Raw genomic sequence first — 20309 nt, forward strand, 5'->3', positions numbered from 1 at the left:
ACCACAACGACAAACGGATGCCTCGATGACCGACTCTCCGCTGTTCTACCAGGCCGGCCCCGCCCTGCCGGAAGTCAGCCATGCCGAAGGCGTCACCCTCTGGGACACCCAAGGCAAGGAATACCTCGACGGCTGCTCCGGCGCCATCTCCTGCAACCTCGGCCACGGCCGGCAGGATATCCGCAATGCCATGCTGGCCCAGCTCGACAGGGTCGCCTTCACCTACCGCACCCAGTTCGAGAGCGCCCCCGCCCTGGCCCTGGGCCATGCCCTGGCCGGGCTCACCGACGGCGCGCTCGACAAGGTGTTCTTCGTCTCCAGCGGCTCGGAGGCCGTGGAGTCGGCCCTCAAGCTGGCCCGGCAGTACTTCGTTGCCACCGGGGCACCGCAGCGCCGCCGCTTCGTCTCCCTGCGCCCCTCCTACCACGGCAGCACCCTGGGCGCGCTGGGGGTCACCGGCTACCAGCCCCTGGAGGCCCCCTTCACCACGCTTACCCACGCCTCGCTCAAGGTCCCGGGGCCGGACTTCTACCGCCACCGGGACGCCGACGACGACGCCCATGTCGACCGCGTGCTGGCCGAGACCCGTGCGACCATCGAGGCCGCCGGGCCCGAGTCGATCATCGCCTTCGTGCTGGAACCGGTGGGCGGCGCCAGCACCGGCGGCCGGCTGCTGGGCGAGCGCTACCTCAAGGGGGTACGGGCGCTGTGCGACGAGTTCGGCTGCCTGTTGATCCTCGACGAGGTGCTCACCGGCGTGGGCCGCACCGGTACCTGGTTCGCTTACCAGCACTACGGCGTGACGCCCGACCTGCTGGTCACCGCCAAGGGGCTGGGCGCCGGCTACTACCCGGTGGGGGCGCTGCTGACTCGCCGCGACATCGTCGCCGAGGTCATGGCCAGCGGCGGCTTCCAGCACGGCCACACCTACGCCGGCAACCCGCTGGCCTGCGCCACCGGCCTCGCCGTCATCGAGGCGATCCGCCGCGAGGGGCTGCTGGAGAACGTCCGGGCGCGTGGCGAGCAGCTCGGCACCGGCCTTCGGGCGCTCGCCGAACGCCATGCCTGGGTCGGCCACGTGCGCGGCCTCGGCCTGCTGTGGGGGGTGGAACTGGTGGCCGACCCGGCGACCCACGAGCCCTTCCCCGCCGAGCAGAACCGCTTCGCCCAGATCACCGCCCTGGCCCGGGAGGAAGGCCTGCTGGTCTATCCCCGCCGCACCCTGGATGGCGTCGCCGGGGACCACTTCCTGGTCACCCCGCCGCTGACCATCACCGCCGGGGAGGTGGAGGTGCTGCTCGAGCGGCTGGCGCGTGCCATGGCACGCTTCGACGAGGCGCTGGTCGACGAGGCCGGTGCCCCCACCGCCCGGCCGACGGAGGGCCACCCGTCATGACGCTGCTCACCGAGAAGGTCCGCGACATCGAGGCGGCGGTGGCCGCCATCCCCGAGGGGGCGACGATCATGGTGGGCGGCTTCGGCTCGCCCGGCACCCCCTTCGCCTTGCTCGATGCCCTGCTCGCCTGCGGGCAGGGCGGCCTCACCCTGATCAAGAACGACGCCAACGAGCCCGGCATCGGCATCGGCAAGCTGATCGAGGCGGGCCGCGTCAGGCGGCTGATCACCTCCCACCTGGGGCTCAACCGCACCGCCATCGAGGCGATGAATGCCGGGCGGCTCGAGGTGAGCTTCCACCCCCAGGGGCTGCTCGCCGAGAAGATCCGCTGTGCCGGGGCCGGCCACGGCGGCTTTCTCACCGATATCGGCCAGGGCACCGAGATCGCCGCGGGCCGCCGGGAGGTCGAGATCGACGGCCGCCCCTGGGGCATCGAGCCCGCCCTGCACGCCGATGTCGCCCTGGTGCACGCCGAGCGGGCCGACCGCTACGGCAACCTGATCTATCGCGCCACCGCCAGCAACTTCAACCCGCTGATGGCCATGGCCGCCGAGCGGGTGATCGCCCAGGCCTACCGCCTCGACGCACCTGGCGAGCTGCCCATCGATGCCATCCACACCCCCTGCGCCTTCGTCAGCCAGGTGGTGCAGGTCGACCGTGCCACCAGCGAACAGGGAGTGCGCCCCCATGGCCTCTGATACCCAGCGCATTCTGGCCCGGGCCGCCCAGGAGGTGATCCCCGGCCAGATCGTCAACCTCGGCATCGGCCTGCCGACCCGCCTCTTCCACTACCTGCCCGACGAGATGGAGGTGCTGGTGCACTCGGAGAACGGCGTGCTGGGCTGCCGCCCGCGTCGCGAGGGCGAGGCACCGGACCACGACATGATCGACTCCGGCGGGGCCTACATCACCACCCGCCCCGGGGCCAGCGTCTTCGACAGCGCCACCTCCTTCGCCATGATCCGTCGCAGCCGGGTCGACCTGACCTTCATGGGCGCCTTCGAGGTCGACGCCGCGGGTAACCTGGCCAACTGGAAGATCCCCGGCAAGTTCTCACCAGGCATCGGCGGCGCCATGGAACTGGCCCAGAAGGTCAGGCGGCTGGTGGTGCTCTGCTCCCACAACGACAAGCACGGCAACCCCAAGATCCTCGAGCGCTGCCGCCTGCCGCTCACCGCCCGTAGCTGCGTGTCGCGCATCATCACCGACAAGGCGGTGATGGACGTGACCCCGGAAGGGCTTGCCGTGGTGGACATCGCCGAGGGGCTCGACCCCGCGGACCTGCAGGCGGCCACCGGGGCGGCATTGATCATCGACGAGTCGCGGCTGGGGAGGTTCTGATGCTGGATGCCACCGAGAAACGCATCGTCGCCGCCTGCGAGGCGCTGATGGACGACACCCTGGCGCTGACCCGCGACCTGGTGCGCGGCTACAGCGTGCTGGGCCAGGAGCATGGGGCACTGGACACCATGGAGGCCTGCCTCGAGCGACTCGGCCTGCCGGCAACCCGGGTGCCGCTGGACGCCCCGGGCTTTGCCGAGCACCCCCATCGGGCGCCGACCGAGTGGGACAGCGCCGGGCGCTACAACCTGGTTTCGCGGCTCAACCCCGAGGCCGAGGGCCCACACCTGGTGTTCAACGGCCACCTGGACGTGGTGCCCGCCGAGCCTACCGACATGTGGACCCATCCGCCCTGGGAACCCTGGGAGCGGGACGGCTGGCTCTACGGCCGCGGCGCCGGCGACATGAAGGCCGGCATCGCCGCCATGGTGATGGCGGTGGCGGCGGTGCGCCGCGCCGGGGCGACCATCGACTTCCCCTTGACCCTGCAGACGGTGATCGAGGAGGAGTGCACCGGCAACGGCGCCCTGGCCTGCCTGCATCAGGGTTACGGCGGCGACTTCGTGCTGATCCCCGAACCCTTCGGCGCGCAGATCTACAGCGGCCAGGTGGGCGTGCTGTGGTTCCGCATGCGCCTCGACGGGGTGCCGGCCCACGTGCTCGACACCGCCGCCGGCCGCAATGCCATCGAGACCCTGCAGGCGTACCTGCCGGCACTCAAGGCGCTGGAGGCGGAGATCAATGCCCTGCCGCGCCCGACGCCCTACGAAGGCCACCCCCACCCCTTCAACCTCAGCATCGGCAGGATCGAGGGGGGCAACTGGGCCTCCAGCGTGCCGGCCCATGCCGTGCTCGAGGGGCGTGTCGGCTTCCCCCCGGGCATGTCCCCGGACGACGCCATGGAACGGGTGCGCGAGGCGATCGCGACGCGCCACGCCGAACTCGACGACGCCACCCCGCCCCCCCGGGTGAGCTTCCACGGCTTCCGCTCCGAAGGGCACCTGGTCGACCTGGACACCCCCGGCATCCGGCTGCTCTCGGCATGCCACGAGGCGCTGCTCGGGGAGCCGCCGGCCCACTACCTCTCCACCTGCACCACCGACCTGCGCGCCTTTCATGTCTCCGGGAAGATCAACGGCACCTGCTATGGCCCGGTGGCACAGCGCATCCACGGCGTGGACGAATGCGTGGAGATCGCCTCCATCCGCCACGTGCTGACCACCTATGCGCTCTTCCTCCACCGCTGGGGACAGCAGGCCACACAAGAGGAGCCGAGCGAATGAGAGACGCCTATCTGGCCGACTACGCCCGCAGCGCCTTTACCCGCGCCCATCCCCGCAAGCCGGAGGTGGACGCCTGGGCCGATACCCGCGGCGACGCCCTGCTGGCCGGCGTGATCGACGCCCTGCTCGAACGCCAGGACCTCGACGGCGCTGCCATAGAAGACCTGAGTGTGGGCTGTGCCCTGCCGGTGAAGGAGCAGTGGGGCTTCGGCGGCCGCTATCCGCTGTGGCTCGCCGAGCGCCTGGGCGAGCGGGGCCGCGGCTGCGCCAGCCGCCAGATCGACCAGCAGTGCGGGTCGGGGCTGGCCGCCCTGCGCAGCACTGCACGGGAGATCCAGGCCGGCGCCACCGAGGTGGGCATCGCCGGCGGCTTCGAGAACATGACCCGGGTCCCCATGGGGCCGGCACTCTTCAAGGAGGGCGTGCTGACCAGCCCGACCGTGCTGCACAAGGCCCCCTGGCTCGAGCTCGACGTGGCCCTGAACATGGGCCTGACCGCCGAGCGCCTGGCCGATTCCGCGGGCATCGATCGCGAGACCATGGACGCCTTCGCCCTGGCCTCCCACCGACGGGCCGCGGCGGCCGAAGCCGCGGGACGCTTCGACGGCGAGCGCCTGGTCCTGGCCAACGCCGAGGGCGAACCGGTCGCCCGGGACGCCAATATCCGCGCCGACACCAGTGCCGAGCGGTTGGCCGGCCTCGACCCGGTATTTCTGGAAGGCGGCAAGGTCACCGCCGGCAACAGTTCGCCGCTCACCTCCGGGGCCGCCGCCGCCCTGCTGATGTCCGAGCACGCCCTGGCGCGCCATGACGCCACACCCCTGGCCCGGGTGGTGGGCGTGGCCGATTGCGGGGTCGCCCCGGAGCGAATGGGTGCCGGAGCGGCCGCCGCCATTCGCCGCGTGCTGCAACAGACCGGCCTCCACGTCGAGGATATCGATATCTGGGAGATCAACGAGGCCTTCGCCGCCGTGCCGCTGCACGCCATGGGTGAGCTGGCACTGGACCCCGAGCGCGTCAATGTCTGGGGCGGCGCCCTGGCGCTCGGTCATCCGCTTGGCGCCACCGGCATCCGGCTTGCCGGCACCCTGGCACGCATTTTGCTAGTCGAAGGCAGGCGCTACGGCTGTGCGGCCGCCTGCATCGGTGGCGGCCAGGGCATCGCCGTGATCCTCGAGCGCGTATGACAGGTGCCACTGGCGCCTGCTAGTTTCGAATATCCAGGTAGACGAACAGGAGGTGACACCCCCGCAAGCCGCGCGATGCGTTCCCTGGCGCCCCGGCGTCACGACCGAGAGGCGAGGCTTTCGAGCCGGCTTCGGTCAGCACGACACCATCGACACACCACCATCACCAACAACAAGCAGGCACTGACATGACAATGCACAAGAAACCCTTTGTTCGCCCCCTCATTGGCACCCTGGCACTGCTGGGCGCCGTCACCCTCGCCACCCTCCCCGCCCAGGCGCGGGACCTCCCGGAGATCCAGGAGGATGTGTTCCAGGTCGCCAACTCCGGCGCCTACCCTCCCTTCAGCTTCGTGAACACCGACGGTGAGGTGGTCGGCTTCGATGTGGATATCGCCGAGGCCCTGGCCGAGAAGATGGGCGTCGAGGTCAACATCCAGACCTCGCCCTGGAACGGCATCGTCGCCGCCCTGGCCGGCGGTCGCTTCGACGCCTGCATCTGCAGCATGAGCGCCACCGAGGAGCGCCAGAAGGCGGTCGACTTCACCGATCCCTACTACAGCTCCGGCCTCTCCATCTGGGTGCGGGAGGAGACCGACGACGTCTCGAGCATCGCCGACTTCGAGGGCAAGCGGGTCGGCTCGACGCTTGGCGAGACGGGCAACCAGTGGGCCACCGAGAAGGCCGAGGGCCGCTGGCGCAACCAGACCTTCCAGGGGCTGCCGGACATGCTCAACGCCCTCACCACCGGGCGCATCGATGTGATGGTGGCCGATGACATCCCAGTCTACGTGGCGCTCAACGAGGACGACCTCCCCATCAAGCAGGTCGACGTCGGCGAGCTGCCGCGCTTCCCGGCCGCCATCGCGGTCCAGAAGGGCTCACCGGAACTCAAGGCGGCGCTCAACACGGCGCTGGCCGAGATCCGGGCGGACGGCACCTACCAGGAGATCGTCAACACCTGGATCGGTGAAGGCGTCGACTTCAACTGAGGCCCGCGGCCCCGGCCGGCGCCCGGCCGGGGCCAGACCGTCTCGACTCGCCACGATAATCACAACGCAGGGTCACAGGACCATGGACTTCAACCTGATGATCGACATCACGCCGCTGCTGGTGAAGGCGGCGTGGGTCACCGTCGACATTTCCGCCCGCGCGCTGTTCTTCGGCTTCTTCATTGCCGCGGCGCTGGTGGTCATGAGGACTGCCCGCCTGCCGCCGCTGCGCTGGCTGGCCCGCGCCTATATCAGCGTGGTGCGCGGCACCCCCTATTTCGTGCAGCTGCTGCTGGTCTTCTACGGCGGCCCGGCGATCGGCCTGCGCCTGGACCCCTTCACCTGCGGGGTGGTGGTGGGCGCCTTCAACATCGGGGCCTACATGAGCGAGGCCATGCGCGGCGCCATCGATTCGGTGGAGAGCGGCCAGAACGAGGCCTCGCGATCCCTGGGCTTCGGGCGCCTGACCACGCTGCGCTACATCATCCTGCCCCAGGCGGCCGGCCTGATGATCCGCTCCATCGGGGTGCTCGCCATCATCCTGGTCAAGAACTCCTCGCTGGTCTCGATCATCTCGGTGGTCGAGCTGACCTACCAGGCGCAGCGCCTGATCGGCTCCACCTACAAGCCCCTGGAGGTCTTCACGCTCAGCGCGCTGATGTACATCGTGATCATCTACGCCGTCATGGGCATGGTCGAGCTCCTCTATCGCCGGGCCACTCGCTACACCTTCCGGTAAGGCTTGACCACCATCAGGACACTCTCATGGAATTCGACTTCACCCCCGTCATCGACTACTTCCCCACCCTGCTCAAGGGGGTGGGCGTCACCCTGCTGATCGGCCTGACGGTCGCCCTGCTGTCGATCCTCGGCGGTCAGCTGGTGGCGGTGATCTCGCTCTACACCCGCAAGGTGGTGAACTGGCCGCTGCGCTTCTTCATCTGGCTGTTCATGACCACCCCGCTGCTGCTGCAGCTCTACTTCCTCTACTTCGGCCTCGGCGAGCTGATCCTGATCCCGGCCATCGTGGTGGGGATCCTGGGGCTCGGCTTCCACTACATGGCCTACAACGCCGACATCTTCATGGCCACCATCCGCTCGGTCTCGAGCGGCCAGTACGAGGCGTCGCGCTCGCTGGGCTTTGGCCACCTGAGGACACTGCTCTACATCATCCTGCCCCAGGCCTTCTATCGCGCCCTGCCGCAGCTCAGCAACAACATGATCATCATGGTGAAGGATATCGCGGTGCTCTCCGCCATCGGCATCGGCGAACTGGTGTACGTCTCGCAGTACGCGATCAGCATCACCTTCCGGCCCTTCGAGTTCTACATCACCATCGCCGTGATCTACTACCTGATCAACCTGATGATGGAGGCCGGCCAGTCGTGGATCGAACGCCGCGCCGCCTACCGCCGCTAACCCCTACCGACGAGGTTTACGCATGACACAGACGACAGACACGCCGATGGTCGAGCTCAAGGGGGTCAAGAAGCGCTTCGGTGACCTCGAGGTGCTCAAGGGCATCGACCTCAGGGTGGACCGCGGCAAGATCATCTCCATCATCGGCCCGTCGGGCTCGGGCAAGAGCACCTTGCTGCGCTCCATCAACAACCTGGAGGTGATCGACGAGGGGCAGATCCTGCTCGATGGCGTGCAGGTGAACCGCCCCGACCTCAAGGGGATGGCCTTCGAGCGGCATATCAACCATATCCGCCAGAACATGGGCATGGTGTTCCAGCACTTCAATCTCTTCCCGCACATGTCGACGCTGGACAATGTGACCCTGGCACCGCGCAAGCTGAAGGGCATGGAGACGAAGCACGCCCGGGAGCTGGGCATGGAGCTGCTCGAACGGGTGGGGCTGGCGGACAAGGCCCAGGCCTACCCGAGCTCGCTCTCCGGCGGGCAGAAGCAGCGGGTGGCGATCGCCCGGGCGCTGGCCATGCGCCCCAAGGTGATGCTGTTCGACGAGGCCACCTCGGCCCTTGACCCGGAGCTCGTGGAAGAGGTGAACCAGGTGATGAAGGGCCTGGCCGAGGAGCATATGACCATGCTGATCGTCACCCACGAGATGGGCTTCGCGCGTGACGTCTCCGACTGGGCGATGTTCATGGACGGCGGCGTGGTGGTCGAGGCCAACACCCCAGACCACCTGTTCAGCCATCCCGACCAGGAACGCACCCAGCACTTCCTGCGCAAGCACCTGGGCGCACAGGCCTGAGGAGATGCCTGTTCCCGCAGCAGCAAATGCCGCCAACCCTCTCGCCGGGCCTGCTCGAGGAGCGTGGGCAGGTCCGCGACTTCGAGACCGTCGCGTCTTTTACGCTGGATGTCGAGTGCGACCTCGATGTTCTGTCGACACGGCTCAGGCCCCCAGCGCCTGGCGCTCGAGCTCCTGCCTCATGCCGTCGTCCAGCCCCAGCGCGCCACCCAGCTGGTCGAGCCAGGCCCGTTCCATGGGGTTCTGGTCGTCGACCACCGCCACGCTGACCAGGTACATCTCGCGGCCAGCCTGCGGGGAGTCCGCCTGCCGAGCCAGTGCCTCGGCATCCAGTGGCGCCTCGAGCTGGCGCTGCACCCAGCCGTGCAGCTCGGCATCCGCGCCCAGGCCATCGATCTGCTCGGTGATCAGGGCGCGCTCGCGGTCATCGATATGGCCATCGGCCCGCGCCGCCATGATCACCGCCTGAAGCAGCTCCAGGCTGCGCTGCTCCCGCGCAACACCTTGCAGTTGCTCCACGGCATGGCCCTCCCGGACGGTGTCGGCCTGGTCACCGCCGCGTGAATTCTGCCAGGCCTTCCAGGCCAGCATCCCGACGCCGGCGATGGCCCCGTACTTGATGGCCTTGCCGCCCAGCTTGCGGCCACGCTTCGAGCCGACCAGCAGGCCCAAGGCACCGCCGCCGAGCAGGCTCTTCACGTCGACCCCGCCGCCCTGCCCCGACTTCCGGCCGCCGCCAAGTTGCGAGGAGAGGCTATCGACCATCCCCTGGACATCCAGGCCGCCGCCCGACTGGCCGCTGCCCTGCCGGCCACTGCCGGCCTGCTTCATGATCTGTTCGAGGATACGGCTCGCATTCATGGTGGTTCGCTCCCGATGACAGGCAGGAAAAGGCCCCACGGAGGGCGCTATGCCTTCAGGGGAACGAGATTAGCACCCCGCGTCGCAAGGCAGGAAGCAGCAGCTCGCGTCCACCAGACAGCGCAAGGGGCTATGCACATGGCCATCCGTGCGATAGGCAGCGCAGCGGTCGACGCGCCCCATCAGCCCGGGGAGACAGGCGGAAGGGATGATACCGAGATGGAATAGCCCCTGAGGGGTTCGAATGTCGCAAGGAGGAGGGGGGGGCTTGGAGCACCGGATCATGCTGTCGACCAAGCCGGTGGCGTTAAACGCCCTTGAATCGATGACATGCCCAGAAATGGAGGCGGCCCCGACAGCCACATCCCGGCACACGCGTCCACCACTACCGTTGCTCCCTTCCGGGCCTGGCGGGGTTTGCGGTTTAGCGTTGCGGGAGGACCGACGGGGCCACCACAGCAGGATGCCAAAGGCATCTCTCTCGAGGTCGGCTCAGGCCGGCATCGAGCGGGGCGCACTATATCAATGCCCGGCCCCGGCCACAAGGGCCGAGCTGTTCAGTCCGGCTGGCCGACGCCACAAGGATGAGGAAATCGCTTTGCTCGTGTATGGTGAATGAACAATTTACGCCAATACCTATCACGGAGGCGCACCATGAAGAAGGATCCGAACAAGGGCTATATCGCCCTGCTGGGCTGGAGCCTGAATGCCATCGAAGCCGCCGAGAACTTCGATCGACGCTATGTCGTGGTCGCCCCTGACTGGGCGGAGGAGTACTGCCAGAAGCACGACATTCCCTATGTGCCCTGGAACTTCGAGCGCTTGAACGACCGCTCCATGGAGATCGCCCACACCCTTCAGGAGATGGGTGTCGACGTATCCATCCCGCTGTTCGAGGAAACCGTGGAGTGGGCCGGCGCCATCAACTCGGTGCTGCTCGACAATCCGCGCCTCTATGGCCAGTCGCTGCTGCTGCGCGACAAGGCGCTGATGAAGCGTCGTGCCCAGCTCGGCGGCATCCGCGTGGGCATCTTCGAGGAGGCCCACGACAAGGAGGATGTCGTGCGCTTCCTCAAGCGGGTCAACCAGACCCTGCTCAAGCTCGATGGCGACCCCAACGACCCCATCCACCTCAAGGCGTTCGACAAGGCCGGCTGCCTGGGCCACCGGGTGATCCGTACCCCGGACGAGGTCGATACCATCCCCGACGAGGAGTTCCCGGTGCTGATGGAGTCGCACCTCGATGGCTGGGAATTCGCCGTGGAGGCCTGGATCCATAACGGCAAGATCGTCTTTCTCAACATCTCCGAATACGTGACCCTGGGCTACTCGGTGTTCGTGCCGGCCTCGCCGGAGCTGGAGAAGTACCGTCCCCAGATCACCGCCCAGATCGAGAAGCTGATCAAGGCCTTCGACATCGAGTTCGGCCTGATCCACCCCGAGTACTTCGTCACCAATGACGGCGAGATGTACTTCGGCGAGGTCGCCTACCGTCCGCCGGGCTTCAAGGTCTTCGAACTGCTCGAGCGGGTCTACGGCTTCAATGCCTACCAGGCCTCCATGCTGGTATTCGATCCCAAGGCCACCGACGAGGAGGTCAAGGCCTTCTTCCCGAAGGAGGTGGTGGATGCCGATGGCTACGCCGGCTGCTTCGGGGTCTATCCGCGCCGCCGGGTCGTCAGCAAGCTGGAGATTCCCGAGGAGGTCGAGGACGACCCCTACTTCGAGTCCCACGAGCTGACGCCGCCCGTGGAGGAGACCGTCACCAAGCGGACCGCCTTCGGTACCCACTGGGGCCTGGTCTACTTCAAGGGCGACGAGGCGGCACGCATGAAGGAACTGCTCAAGCACATGGAAGAGCTTGATTTCTATGTCTGACACAGGCGTCATGGAAATTGTGACAGCCTGACGACAAGGAGTCGGCGTGACCACGCCTCGACATATGCAAGACGCCAGTACGCCGCCACAGGCCAGCGACAAGCTCGCTGGCTTGCTCAAGAAGCTCGATGAAGCCATCACCCTGCTCGCCCAGGCACGCGAGTTCGCCAAGCCGGGCAAGCTGCCCAGGGTGCTCGATACCGCCCGACGGGTCATGCTGCAGGAAGGCGGCTGTGACGCCATCGAGCGGCGTGCCCAAATCCTCGAGGAGGCAGGGGTCTTTCTCGGCTCCGACTGGGAGACCCCCCAATACCTGGTGCCGTCCCTCACCACCCATGCGCTGAAGAGCGCCGACCCCAATATCGTGGTGATCGAGGCGATCAGCGAGCTGCGCATCCTCGCCGTGGCCAAGGGGGACTTCCTGCATCCCCTGCTCTCCGAGGAGCAGGCCCACCATTACCTGACCCAGGTGATGGCGCTGAATCTCTGGCTGCTGTTCGGCGCGCCCACCGAGGCCGAACGGGAGACCCAGGGACGCCTGGCACAGATTCCCCGCCACCTGTTCCATCACCTGGCCGAGCGCATCGGCTATGAGCACGTGATCGACCGGCTGATCGCCGAGATCTGGCGCATCCTGCAGCAGCGGCCGATCCAGGTGGACACCATCAAGCAGATGATCACCCAGATCGCCATCTGCCAGGCCAATCCGGAGATCGACCTGGGAACCAGCGGCCAGGGAGCCGACCGCCTGGTCAGCTCCCTGTTCGGCCCCACGCATGCGTGCCGCGAGGACCCCGGCATCGACACCTACCGCGAGCGCCTGTCGAGCATGGACAGCGGCGCCCTGCAGTACGAGGCCACCGGCTTCGCCCGCGCCATGCACGACACCAGCCTGGTCTCGCCCTACCACGCCGTACTGTTGCGCTACCTGCTCGACCACAGCGACCACCTCCTCGCCGAGGCCCTTGGGCTGTCGTCCACCGGAAGGGACTGCCTGCTCTGCTATCGCGAGCTGGTCCATGCGCTGATCCGCGGCGCGGTCTACCCGACCACGCCCCAGGCGGTCTACGGGCTGGCCCTGATGCTCGAGCGCGGCATCCTCTACCAGCCTCCGGTGGCCCCGGCCATGTGGCGACAGCTGGGGCTGAGGCTGTCGGACTGGTCCGAGGCACGCCTCAACCTGGCCTTCGGCGACAGCGCCTCGCCGCGGGCCCGCCTGCTGGAAGGGGTGCTGTGCATGCTCGGCCTGCCACTGGGCGTCGGGCAGGGCAACAACCCGACCTGCCAGTCCGCCCGGGCGCTCTCCATGTGGGCCTACAACGACCCGGACTACCTGCTGCAGATGGTCACCTGGGCGGCGCGGGACGACGAGATCATCATGCACTTCGAGGGCATGCCCCTCTCCTCCATGGCCAGCCTCTCCGGGGTGGCCAAGGAGTTGCCGATGGACCTGGACCCGGTCTCGCTGCTGGTCGTGCCGCACCTGGACCGCATCTATGCCGAGATGGGGCGGCGCTGCCTCGGACGCGAGGGCGACCCGCACCGCTGGGTCAACCCGGAATTCCACGGCTGGTGGTCGGGCCGCGGCTTTCGCATCAACGTCGACGTGGCCACCGGCAAGCTGCACGAGCTGGACGACTTCCTGCGCCACTTCTATGCCAGCTATCACCCCTACTACAACGGCAACCAGCCGCTGATTCATCCCCAGCCGGCCGGCATTGCCGTGACCGACAGCGCGGCCCGCTTCATCGGCTGGCACGCCATCACCCTGCTGCGCGTCACGCTCGATCCCAGCGATACCATGCGGGTCTACTTCTACAACCCCAACAACGACAGCGGCCAGGACTGGGGCGACGGCATCGAGGTCAGCACCGCCGGCAACGGCGAGCGCTTCGGCGAGTCCTCGCTGCCCTTCGAGCAGTTCGCCTCGCGCCTCTACATCTTCCACTACGACCCCCTGGAGCGTGGTGAGCTGGCCAAGATCACCCAGGAGGAGCTCGACCGGGTGACCGGCTACATCCACCGCAGCTGGGGGGCTGACCGGGTTCCCCCAGCCGAGCTGCAGGCCGACGAGGGGCCGTAAGGCCCCCACTGACAACCGCCCATGCAGCGTCTCGACCAGTTGCTCCTCTCCCAGGGCCTGGCCCGCTCCCGTACCCGCGCCCAGCGGCTGATCCACCATGGCCGGGTCCGGCTGGCCGATGGCGGTACGCCACTCAGGAAGCCCGGCGAGAAGCTGCCCGACGATACCCGACTGATCGTCGAGGAAGACCCCGAGGAGCGCTATGTCTCCCGGGCGGGCCTTAAGCTGGAAGCGCTGGTCGAGGCGCTCGGCCTGACGCTCTCGGGCCGCCTGGTGCTTGACGTGGGCCAGTCTACCGGTGGCTTCACCGACTGCGCCCTGCGCTTCGGGGCCCGCCATGTGGTCGGCGTGGAGGTCGGCCATGACCAGCTCGACCCGATCCTGCGCGCCGACCCTCGCGTGACCTGCCTGGAGGGGCTCAACGCGCGCGCCATGGCCGGCGAGCCGCGGCTGAGGTCGGCCTTCGATGCCCTGGCGGCTGCAGGCCCCGACCTGGCCGTGATGGATGTCTCCTTCATCTCCCAGACGCTGATCCTGCCCGAGCTCGCCGCCCTGCTGCCGGCAGGCGGCGAGCTGCTGAGCCTGGTCAAGCCCCAGTTCGAGCTGGGGCCAGGCGGCGTCAACGCCCGCGGCCTGGTGATCGATTCCGCCCGCTATGCCGAGGTGGAGACGCGACTGCGCGACTGCTGCGCCGGGCTCGGCTTCGAGGTCCTGCACTGGCAACCGAGCCCGATTCTCGGTGGTGACGGCAACCGGGAGTTCCTGCTCCACGCCGTGAGTCGCTGACGGCACGGGGCTCGGTGTGCGCCCTTCATGCCCATAGCCCCAACTTAACGCCCGGCATCGCCGCCGTCACCGCCCTCGAAGTCGCCTGGATCCCCCCCGGCGCCGGGGGGCGGATGCTCGGGAGGAATCGACGGGCCGCTGGAGACATGCTGAACCCGCGCCGCCTCGCCGCCGGCGCGGTGCAGCCAGACATCGAGCTGGTTGAAGGCGATGTCGATGCCGTGCTCGGCGAACAGCTCGCCGACCCGGCAGTTGATCTCGTCGGTCGCGAAGAGCCGGTCGCCGAGGCTGTTGACGAAGATACGCAGCTCGAAGTCCAGGGTGCTCTCGCCATAGCTCATGAAGAAGACCTGGGGCTCGGGATCCGCCAGGACCCGCGGGTTCTCGTCGGCGGCCTGCCTCAACAGGCGATGCACCAGGCGATGATCCGAGCCGTAGGCGACCCCGTAGCTGAGCACGACCCGGGTGACCGTGTCGGAGAGCGACCAGTTGATCAGCTGGTCGGTGATGAAAGTCTTGTTGGGGATGATGATCTCCTTGCGGTCGAAGTCGGTCACCGTGGTGGCCCGGATGCGGATCTTGCTCACCGTGCCCGTGAGGTTGCCCAGGGTGATGGTGTCGCCGATGCGCACCGGCCGCTCGAAGAGGATGATCAGCCCCGAGACGAAATTGGCGAAGATCTCCTGCAGGCCGAAGCCCAGGCCCACCCCCAGCGCCGCGACCAGCCACTGCAGCTTGCTCCAGGAAACGCCCAGGGTCCCCAGGGCGGTCACCACCCCCCCGCCGACGATAGTGTAGGCGAGCAGCGAACTGATGGCGTAGGCGCTGCCCTGCTTGAGCTCCAGGCGGGAGAGCACGCTGACCTCCAGCAGGCCCGGCAGGTTGCGCGCCATCATCAGGGTCAGCACCACCACCAGCAGGGCGGTGATGATATCGGCCACCGAGACCATGCTCGCCACCGCCTCGGCCGCCTGGCCCTCTCCCGGCTCGATGAGGGTGACCTGCTCCAGGTAGCTGAAGACGGTGAGCAGGTCGGACCACACCAGGTAAAGCACCAGGATGAAGCCGATCAGCAGGATCAGCTTGGAGAGGCGCAGCGACTGCTGGTTGACCTGCTCCATGTCCAGGGGCGGCTCCTCGACCACCTCCAGGCTGCCCTCTGCGCTCTCCTGGGCCTGGGCCCGCCGCCGCGCCAGGGCCCGGCGATAGGCCAGGCGGCGGGCCGCCACGGCCAGGCCACGGATCACTGTGGCTTCTACCAGGATCCACAGTCCCAGCAGGTAGAGGGTGATCACGAAGCGCCCCAGCAGGCTGAGTGCGGTGTATTCGAAGCCATAGACGACCAGCCCGGCCAGCACCAGCGGCACCAGCGCGATGGCAAGCCCCAGCACCAGTCGGAACAGCTTGACCCCGAAGAAGGGCACATGCGCAAGGATCAGCTTGGTGAGCACCAGGCTCATGGCCAGCAAACCGCTCAGCAGCAGGCCCAAGGCCAGCGGCCGCTGGTTCAGGTCGACCCCCGCATCTCGGGCCAGGGGGCCGACCAGCAGCACCGGCACCAGGGCCACCCCCAGCCACCGCAGCCACCGGCGCAGGGCCGCCGCATAGCTGGGAGGCCAGTAGAAGTGGCGGGTGGCCACCCCGCCCTGGAACAGCAGGTTGCGCGCCCAGCCAATCACGGCCCAGGCCAGGGCCAGGTGGAGCAGCGCGAGCCCTGCGCCCCGGGCCACCCCCTCGCTGCCCATCAGTAGCGCCAGGCCCAGGGCCAGCACACACAGCGGCCCGATCAGGGCCAGCAGGGCATTGAGGGCCACCGCCTGGGGGGTATGCCCCTGGGAGTCACTCTTGAGATGGCCGACCTCCTGATGCAGGCGTGCCAGGCGGGCGCGGATCCGCCGCCGGCCCGCGACCAGCCCCAGCGCCACCAGCAGCACCGGCAGGCCAAGCAGTGCACGGGCATCCGGCAGCCGCCAGTTCACCGGCAGTGCCGCGCGCCACTCCCCCTCGCGCCACTCCATGGCGAGGTTCTCCGGCAGGTTGCCCAGCCAGGCAAGCCCCAGGGGCCGGCTGTTGGCGATCCAGAACAGCTGCTCATCGATGGTGGCACGCAGCTCCTGGCTGGTGGCCAGCAGCTGCTGCTGGTTGAGCTGCAGGTCGATGGCGGCGCTGAGCATTTCGCCATAGGCCTGCTCCAGCTGGTCGACCAGTTCACGGCGGGCCTGATAGAGCCCGAGCAACGAATCGACCAGGGCCGGCGAGGCTTCGGCGTCCGCCTCCTCGATTCGCTGGCGCGCCAGCTGCTCGCCCTCGCGCAGCCGTTCACGCTGCCGGCCCAGCTCAAACTGCTTGAGCCGGAGATCGGCGATCTCGTCCTGCAGGCCGCGCCGCTCCTCCACCCGGGGCAGCGTCTGGCGCTGCTCGCGCAGGATCCGCGACAGCAACATGCTGCCGCGGATGGCGTCGATCTGCTCGTTGAGGCTGCGCTGCAGCTGGCGTACCCGGTCGAACTGGCGGCGCACCTCCAGGCCCTCCCGGACCAGGCGATTGGCACGGTCGGTGGCCCGCAGCAGTTCCAGGCTCATGGTGCGGTTGACCTCCCGGGCCTGGCGAACCACGGGATGGCCGATGACACCCTCATCCTCATCGCTGACCGCCTCGGCGATGGCCTGCTCCGACTCCGCGCGACGGCGCCGGTCGATGATGCCCTGGAGCATGGCCAGCCGGGCCTCCTGGCTGGCCACCTGGCGCTCGAGAAGGTCGCGATGCTCCTGGTCCAGCTCCCGCAGGCGGGTATTGGTGGCCAGCTGACGCTGATGCAGCTGCAGGGTCTGCTCGGCCAGCTCGCGTTCGATGCGCAGCTGCCAGCGCCGCGGATCATCCTCGGCAACCTGGCTATCGTCCAGCTCCTCCAGCCGGCGCCGGCTCTCCTCGGCCTGCTGCATCGCCTCGCCGATGGCCTGCTGGGCCCGATCCGGCAGGGTCTGGGCACTCAGCAGCCGTGTTGAGACCTCGGCAAGACGGTCCTGGAAGCCAGCCAGGGCCTCCTCGGCCTCCTTGCGACGCTCCTCCAGCGCCTCCAGGGAGAGGGCTTCCAGCTCATCGAAGGTCTCTTCCTGGTCCGCCCGCTCCATCTCGCGAAGCTCTCGCTGCAGGCGCTCGAGTTCCTGGGGCGCCTCCTGGACGCGTGTCTCGAGGCGGGACAGCTCCTCCCTGACCGCCTCGAGGCGCTGCAGTGCCTCGAGGGCTGCATTCAGTGTCTCGATGTCACGCTGCGCCTCCTCCCCGGCGGTCTCGCCCTCGGCCGGCTGGCGCTCCTCCAGGCGGGACTCGATCTCCTCGCGCGAGGGCAGCTCCCGGGGTGTCTCCCGTTGCGATGCGACCTCCTGGGCCAGCGTGGGGGTGGCGAGCGCCAGCCCCCCCAGCCCGCCAAGGAGCACAAGCATCAGGACACGCCGGAAGGCAACACGCATGCGGCAGTGATCTTCAAGGGCATTCAAGGGGCGGCCTCGGTTATGATGGACCCGTGCACGATTCTCGACCCCCCGCGCCGGCATGGCAATGCTGCCCTGTCGCTCCGGGGGCACAGTTGACTTGCCGCCTCTGCGTGTTAGAAACGGCTTTTTGACCCTGACCAGGTGCCTGACGATGATGTCTGCCCGATTCTCCCTGCTTGCCGCCGCGCTGACGATGGCGGGCCTGAACATGACGGCCATGGCCGCCCAGCCGATAAGCGAGGCCGAGCGCGAGGCCATCGAGGCCCGCATCGCGGCCCTGCAGCAGGAGATGGGGGAGTTGCGTCAGCAACTGGCCGACGCCCAGCCTACCCAGGCCGCCGCGATCGTCGAACAGGCCGCCGACCAGGAGCTCGAGGAGGCCGTGGACGAGCGTCGCCAGCTCGAACGCGAGTCCGCCCAGAACCCCTTCGCCATCACCACCCACCGGCGCAACTACTGGTTCCCGCTGAGCTACAACGCCAATCCCAACGACGAGGTGTTCCGCGACATCAGCGACCGCAACGCGCCCGACCGGGCGGAGATGAAGTTCCAGTTCAGTGCCAAGTTCAGCCTGGTGGAGGACCTGTTCGGCGACTATGGCGGCGACCTGCACTTCGCCTACACCCAGCGCAGCTGGTGGCAGGCCTTCAACGCGGATGCCTCCTCGCCCTTTCGCGAGACCAACTACGAGCCGGAAGTCTTCATCGACTTCGAGAACCGCATGTCACTGCTGGGCTGGACCAACATCAACAATCGGCTGGCGTTCAACCACCAGTCCAACGGCCGCTCCGACCCGCTGTCACGTAGCTGGAACCGGCTGATCCTCGAGTCCACCTTCGTCAACGACGACTGGGCCCTGAGCCTGGCGCCCCACTGGCGCATCCCCGAGTCGGAGGAGGAGGACGACAATCCCGACATCCACAAGTACCTCGGCTACGGCGACATCACCCTGGCCCATCGCCTCAACGGCGACAACGAGCTCAGCTGGATGCTGCGTGGCAACCCGCACGAGGGGAATATCGGCACCGAGGTGGACTACTCCTGGCCCTTGTTCGGCAGTATCCGCGGCCATGTGCAGTACTACTACGGCTACGGGGAGAGCCTGATCGACTACGACCAGCGCAGCCACCGCCTGAGCCTGGGGTTCAGTCTCAACCCGCTGTTCTCCGCCGGCGGCCTGGAGACCCAGCCCTGACCCGAATCAAGGTCGGGTGCATTGAAGTCGCCCCGCCGACTGCTATGCTGAGCCTGTCATTCACCGTCAGAGGAAGACCCCGATGGCCAGTCACACCCCGCGTACCAGTGAATCCACCCAGCAGCTCAAGGAAGACCTGCACCACCTCACCCAGACCATCGAGGAGCTGGTCAACGCCACCGCCGATGACTCCCGCAGCAACATCAAGGAGCTGCGCGACCGCGCCGAGAAACGCCTGAAGGAGACCCGCGAACGCCTGGAGAGCCGCGGTGAGCGCCTCTACGGCGAGGCCCGCGACAACGTCACCCAGCAGGCCGATGCCTGCGACCGCTATGTCCACGACAACCCCTGGACCAGCATCGGCATCGGCGCCGGCGTCGGGGTGGTCATCGGCATGCTCATCGGGCGGCGCTGATGTCGGCGAGCCAGGGACCGGCTCAACGGCTGTTCGCTGCCGGCAAGCGGCTACTGGGCAGCCTGCTCGCCATCGGCGAGACGCGCCTGCGCCTCGCCGTCCTCGAGCTAGAGGAGGAACGCGCCCGGCTGGTCGGCCTGCTGATGCTGGCCGGGTTGAGCCTCGTCCTGCTGCTGCTGGGCATCGGCGTGCTCACCACGCTGGTGATCGTTGTCTTCTGGGAGACCCACCGCCTGGCCGCCATCGGCGTGAGTGCGCTGGTGCTGCTGGGCAGCGGGAGCCTACTCGCCTTGAGGGTGATGCAGCTGGCGCGCCGCCGCACCCTGCTGGCCGGCACCCTGCGCCACCTGGCCAGCGACCGGGAGTTGGTGGAGGCGTCACGTGAATCGCGCTGATCGCCGGGCCCGCAAGGCCGAGCTCGAACACGCCATCGAGCAGCAGCGCATCGACCTGCTGGTGGCCGCCAGCCGCTGGCAATCGGCGAGCCGCTCCATCGACCGGGGGTGGCAGACCTTGTTGCGCTACAGGGTTCCGTTACTCCTAATGGGGGGGACGGTGCTCTATCGCACCGCTCGGCGCCCCGGTGGCGTCGTGCGCCTCGCCGGCCGCCTGACCACGGGGGCACTGCTCGTCAAGAAGGCGCGCCGACTGCTGCGCTGATCCCGGCGGCCTGACCGGCGACGCGCCGCCCCTATCTCCGCCCGAAGGAACCCTGCCATGTCCCTTGCCATCACGCTGCACCTGCTGGCCGCCACGATCTGGGTCGGCGGCATGTTCTTCGCCTGGATGATCCTGCGGCCGGTGGCCGTGGAGCTGCTGGAGCCTCCCCAGCGCCTGGCCCTCTGGTACCGTGCCTTCCAGCGCTTCTTCCCCTGGGTCTGGGGCGCGGTGGTGGTGCTGCTCGCCACGGGGCTGTGGATGCTGTTCGGGGTGTTCGGCGGCATGGGCGGCGCCGGCTGGCATGTCCACCTGATGCTGGTGTCGGGGCTGGCGATGATGGCGATCTTCCTGCACATCTGGTTCGCACCCTACCCTCGGCTGGGCAAGGCCGTGTCCGCCGAGGAGTGGCCCGAGGGCGGCCGGCAGCTGGGCCAGATCCGTCGGCTGATCGGCATCAACCTGATCCTGGGCCTGGCCACCGTGGCCATCGCCTCCAGTGGACGCTTTCTCTGATCGC

Annotated in this window: 19 protein-coding genes and 1 other RNA gene; 17 read left to right on the forward strand and 3 right to left on the reverse strand. The window is 68.1% G+C overall.

Annotated elements, in window-relative coordinates; all coding sequences use genetic code 11:
- Positions 1-25 precede the first annotated feature (25 nt).
- From P8934_RS12150 to P8934_RS12190, 9 genes are all read left to right on the forward strand, one after another.
- The gene (locus P8934_RS12150) at positions 26-1396 is read left to right on the forward strand and encodes an aspartate aminotransferase family protein (RefSeq protein ID WP_278031277.1); all 1371 of its coding nucleotides are present in this window, start codon (positions 26-28) and stop codon (positions 1394-1396) included.
- On the forward strand, positions 1393-2094 hold the full coding sequence (locus P8934_RS12155) for a CoA transferase subunit A (RefSeq protein ID WP_278031278.1): 702 nt from the start codon (positions 1393-1395) through the stop codon (positions 2092-2094). Before P8934_RS12150 ends, P8934_RS12155 begins: the two co-directional genes overlap by 4 nt.
- Complete coding sequence (locus P8934_RS12160; protein ID WP_278031279.1) at positions 2084-2737, forward strand: 3-oxoacid CoA-transferase subunit B; 654 nt, start codon at positions 2084-2086, stop codon at positions 2735-2737. The genes P8934_RS12155 and P8934_RS12160 overlap by 11 nt, the downstream gene beginning before the upstream one ends.
- The gene (locus P8934_RS12165; RefSeq protein ID WP_278031280.1) at positions 2737-4020 is read left to right on the forward strand and encodes an ArgE/DapE family deacylase; all 1284 of its coding nucleotides are present in this window, start codon (positions 2737-2739) and stop codon (positions 4018-4020) included. Before P8934_RS12160 ends, P8934_RS12165 begins: the two co-directional genes overlap by 1 nt.
- Positions 4017-5207, forward strand: a complete 1191-nt coding sequence (locus tag P8934_RS12170; RefSeq protein WP_278031281.1) for an acetyl-CoA C-acyltransferase — start codon at positions 4017-4019, stop codon at positions 5205-5207. Before P8934_RS12165 ends, P8934_RS12170 begins: the two co-directional genes overlap by 4 nt.
- Positions 5208-5395: 188 nt before the next feature.
- Entirely contained in the window at positions 5396-6199 is an 804-nt protein-coding gene (locus tag P8934_RS12175) for a transporter substrate-binding domain-containing protein (protein WP_278031282.1), read from the forward strand.
- 82 nt (positions 6200-6281) lie between these two features.
- On the forward strand, positions 6282-6938 hold the full coding sequence (locus P8934_RS12180; RefSeq protein WP_278031283.1) for an amino acid ABC transporter permease: 657 nt from the start codon (positions 6282-6284) through the stop codon (positions 6936-6938).
- Between the two features lie 26 nt (positions 6939-6964).
- Positions 6965-7618 carry an amino acid ABC transporter permease gene (locus P8934_RS12185; protein ID WP_106230442.1) on the forward strand — a complete coding sequence of 218 codons (654 nt, stop codon included), beginning with the start codon at positions 6965-6967 and terminating at the stop codon, positions 7616-7618.
- Between the two features lie 46 nt (positions 7619-7664).
- A complete protein-coding gene (locus tag P8934_RS12190; RefSeq protein WP_106230443.1) occupies positions 7665-8420 on the forward strand; it encodes an amino acid ABC transporter ATP-binding protein in 756 nt (251 codons plus the stop codon).
- Positions 8421-8564: 144 nt separating this feature from the next.
- Here the strand turns inward: P8934_RS12190 and P8934_RS12195 are convergent, their stop codons facing one another.
- Positions 8565-9281, reverse strand: coding sequence for a tellurite resistance TerB family protein (locus P8934_RS12195; protein ID WP_278031285.1), 717 nt, complete (start codon positions 9279-9281; stop codon positions 8565-8567).
- Positions 9282-9631: 350 nt separating this feature from the next.
- An RNA gene (gene ffs, locus P8934_RS12200) (signal recognition particle sRNA small type) lies at positions 9632-9728 on the reverse strand.
- A gap of 207 nt (positions 9729-9935) precedes the next feature.
- Between ffs and P8934_RS12205 the strand changes: the two genes are divergently transcribed.
- From P8934_RS12205 to P8934_RS12215, 3 genes are all read left to right on the forward strand, one after another.
- Entirely contained in the window at positions 9936-11159 is a 1224-nt protein-coding gene (locus P8934_RS12205; protein WP_278031286.1) for an ATP-grasp domain-containing protein, read from the forward strand.
- Positions 11160-11223: 64 nt separating this feature from the next.
- A complete protein-coding gene (locus P8934_RS12210) occupies positions 11224-13242 on the forward strand; it encodes a hypothetical protein (protein ID WP_278034033.1) in 2019 nt (672 codons plus the stop codon).
- A 21-nt stretch (positions 13243-13263) separates the two neighbouring features.
- Positions 13264-14028, forward strand: coding sequence for a TlyA family RNA methyltransferase (locus P8934_RS12215; RefSeq protein WP_278031287.1), 765 nt, complete (start codon positions 13264-13266; stop codon positions 14026-14028).
- Positions 14029-14072: 44 nt separating this feature from the next.
- Here P8934_RS12215 and mscK read toward each other — a convergent pair whose 3' ends face one another.
- A complete protein-coding gene (mscK, locus tag P8934_RS12220) occupies positions 14073-17471 on the reverse strand; it encodes a mechanosensitive channel MscK (protein ID WP_278031288.1) in 3399 nt (1132 codons plus the stop codon).
- 205 nt (positions 17472-17676) lie between these two features.
- Between mscK and P8934_RS12225 the strand changes: the two genes are divergently transcribed.
- The 5 genes from P8934_RS12225 (at position 17677) to P8934_RS12245 (ending at position 20305) form a co-directional block, all read left to right on the forward strand.
- The gene (locus P8934_RS12225) at positions 17677-18717 is read left to right on the forward strand and encodes a phospholipase A (protein ID WP_278034034.1); all 1041 of its coding nucleotides are present in this window, start codon (positions 17677-17679) and stop codon (positions 18715-18717) included.
- A gap of 82 nt (positions 18718-18799) precedes the next feature.
- Positions 18800-19132 (forward strand): DUF883 family protein, encoded by a 333-nt coding sequence (locus tag P8934_RS12230; protein ID WP_278031289.1) that lies wholly within the window; start codon positions 18800-18802, stop codon positions 19130-19132.
- Positions 19132-19527: a phage holin family protein gene (locus P8934_RS12235; protein WP_278031290.1), complete on the forward strand. Its 396-nt coding sequence runs from the start codon at positions 19132-19134 to the stop codon at positions 19525-19527. The genes P8934_RS12230 and P8934_RS12235 overlap by 1 nt, the downstream gene beginning before the upstream one ends.
- Entirely contained in the window at positions 19514-19792 is a 279-nt protein-coding gene (locus P8934_RS12240) for a YqjK family protein (RefSeq protein WP_278031291.1), read from the forward strand. The genes P8934_RS12235 and P8934_RS12240 overlap by 14 nt, the downstream gene beginning before the upstream one ends.
- A 57-nt stretch (positions 19793-19849) precedes the next feature.
- A complete protein-coding gene (locus P8934_RS12245) occupies positions 19850-20305 on the forward strand; it encodes a CopD family protein (RefSeq protein WP_278031292.1) in 456 nt (151 codons plus the stop codon).
- Positions 20306-20309: the final 4 nt, after the last annotated feature.

Origin of the sequence: Halomonas sp. CKK8 (assembly GCF_029625235.1) — a bacterium.
Taxonomy (GTDB): Bacteria; Pseudomonadota; Gammaproteobacteria; order Pseudomonadales; family Halomonadaceae; genus Halomonas; species Halomonas ventosae.

What these genes read in the sequence shown, in the direction of transcription:
- P8934_RS12205 (WP_278031286.1), top strand. Translation starts at nt 9,936, where the DNA reads ATGAAGAAGGATCCGAACAAGGGCTATATCGCCCTGCTGGGCTGGAGC.
- P8934_RS12195 (WP_278031285.1), bottom strand. Translation starts at nt 9,281, where the DNA reads ATGAATGCGAGCCGTATCCTCGAACAGATCATGAAGCAGGCCGGCAGT.
- P8934_RS12170 (WP_278031281.1), top strand. Translation starts at nt 4,017, where the DNA reads ATGAGAGACGCCTATCTGGCCGACTACGCCCGCAGCGCCTTTACCCGC.
- P8934_RS12180 (WP_278031283.1), top strand. Translation starts at nt 6,282, where the DNA reads ATGGACTTCAACCTGATGATCGACATCACGCCGCTGCTGGTGAAGGCG.
- P8934_RS12165 (WP_278031280.1), top strand. Translation starts at nt 2,737, where the DNA reads ATGCTGGATGCCACCGAGAAACGCATCGTCGCCGCCTGCGAGGCGCTG.
- P8934_RS12185 (WP_106230442.1), top strand. Translation starts at nt 6,965, where the DNA reads ATGGAATTCGACTTCACCCCCGTCATCGACTACTTCCCCACCCTGCTC.
- P8934_RS12190 (WP_106230443.1), top strand. Translation starts at nt 7,665, where the DNA reads ATGGTCGAGCTCAAGGGGGTCAAGAAGCGCTTCGGTGACCTCGAGGTG.
- mscK (WP_278031288.1), bottom strand. Translation starts at nt 17,471, where the DNA reads ATGCTTGTGCTCCTTGGCGGGCTGGGGGGGCTGGCGCTCGCCACCCCC.
- P8934_RS12235 (WP_278031290.1), top strand. Translation starts at nt 19,132, where the DNA reads ATGTCGGCGAGCCAGGGACCGGCTCAACGGCTGTTCGCTGCCGGCAAG.
- P8934_RS12230 (WP_278031289.1), top strand. Translation starts at nt 18,800, where the DNA reads ATGGCCAGTCACACCCCGCGTACCAGTGAATCCACCCAGCAGCTCAAG.
- P8934_RS12175 (WP_278031282.1), top strand. Translation starts at nt 5,396, where the DNA reads ATGACAATGCACAAGAAACCCTTTGTTCGCCCCCTCATTGGCACCCTG.
- P8934_RS12210 (WP_278034033.1), top strand. Translation starts at nt 11,224, where the DNA reads ATGCAAGACGCCAGTACGCCGCCACAGGCCAGCGACAAGCTCGCTGGC.
- P8934_RS12150 (WP_278031277.1), top strand. Translation starts at nt 26, where the DNA reads ATGACCGACTCTCCGCTGTTCTACCAGGCCGGCCCCGCCCTGCCGGAA.
- P8934_RS12155 (WP_278031278.1), top strand. Translation starts at nt 1,393, where the DNA reads ATGACGCTGCTCACCGAGAAGGTCCGCGACATCGAGGCGGCGGTGGCC.
- P8934_RS12225 (WP_278034034.1), top strand. Translation starts at nt 17,677, where the DNA reads ATGTCTGCCCGATTCTCCCTGCTTGCCGCCGCGCTGACGATGGCGGGC.
- P8934_RS12160 (WP_278031279.1), top strand. Translation starts at nt 2,084, where the DNA reads ATGGCCTCTGATACCCAGCGCATTCTGGCCCGGGCCGCCCAGGAGGTG.
- P8934_RS12245 (WP_278031292.1), top strand. Translation starts at nt 19,850, where the DNA reads ATGTCCCTTGCCATCACGCTGCACCTGCTGGCCGCCACGATCTGGGTC.
- P8934_RS12215 (WP_278031287.1), top strand. Translation starts at nt 13,264, where the DNA reads ATGCAGCGTCTCGACCAGTTGCTCCTCTCCCAGGGCCTGGCCCGCTCC.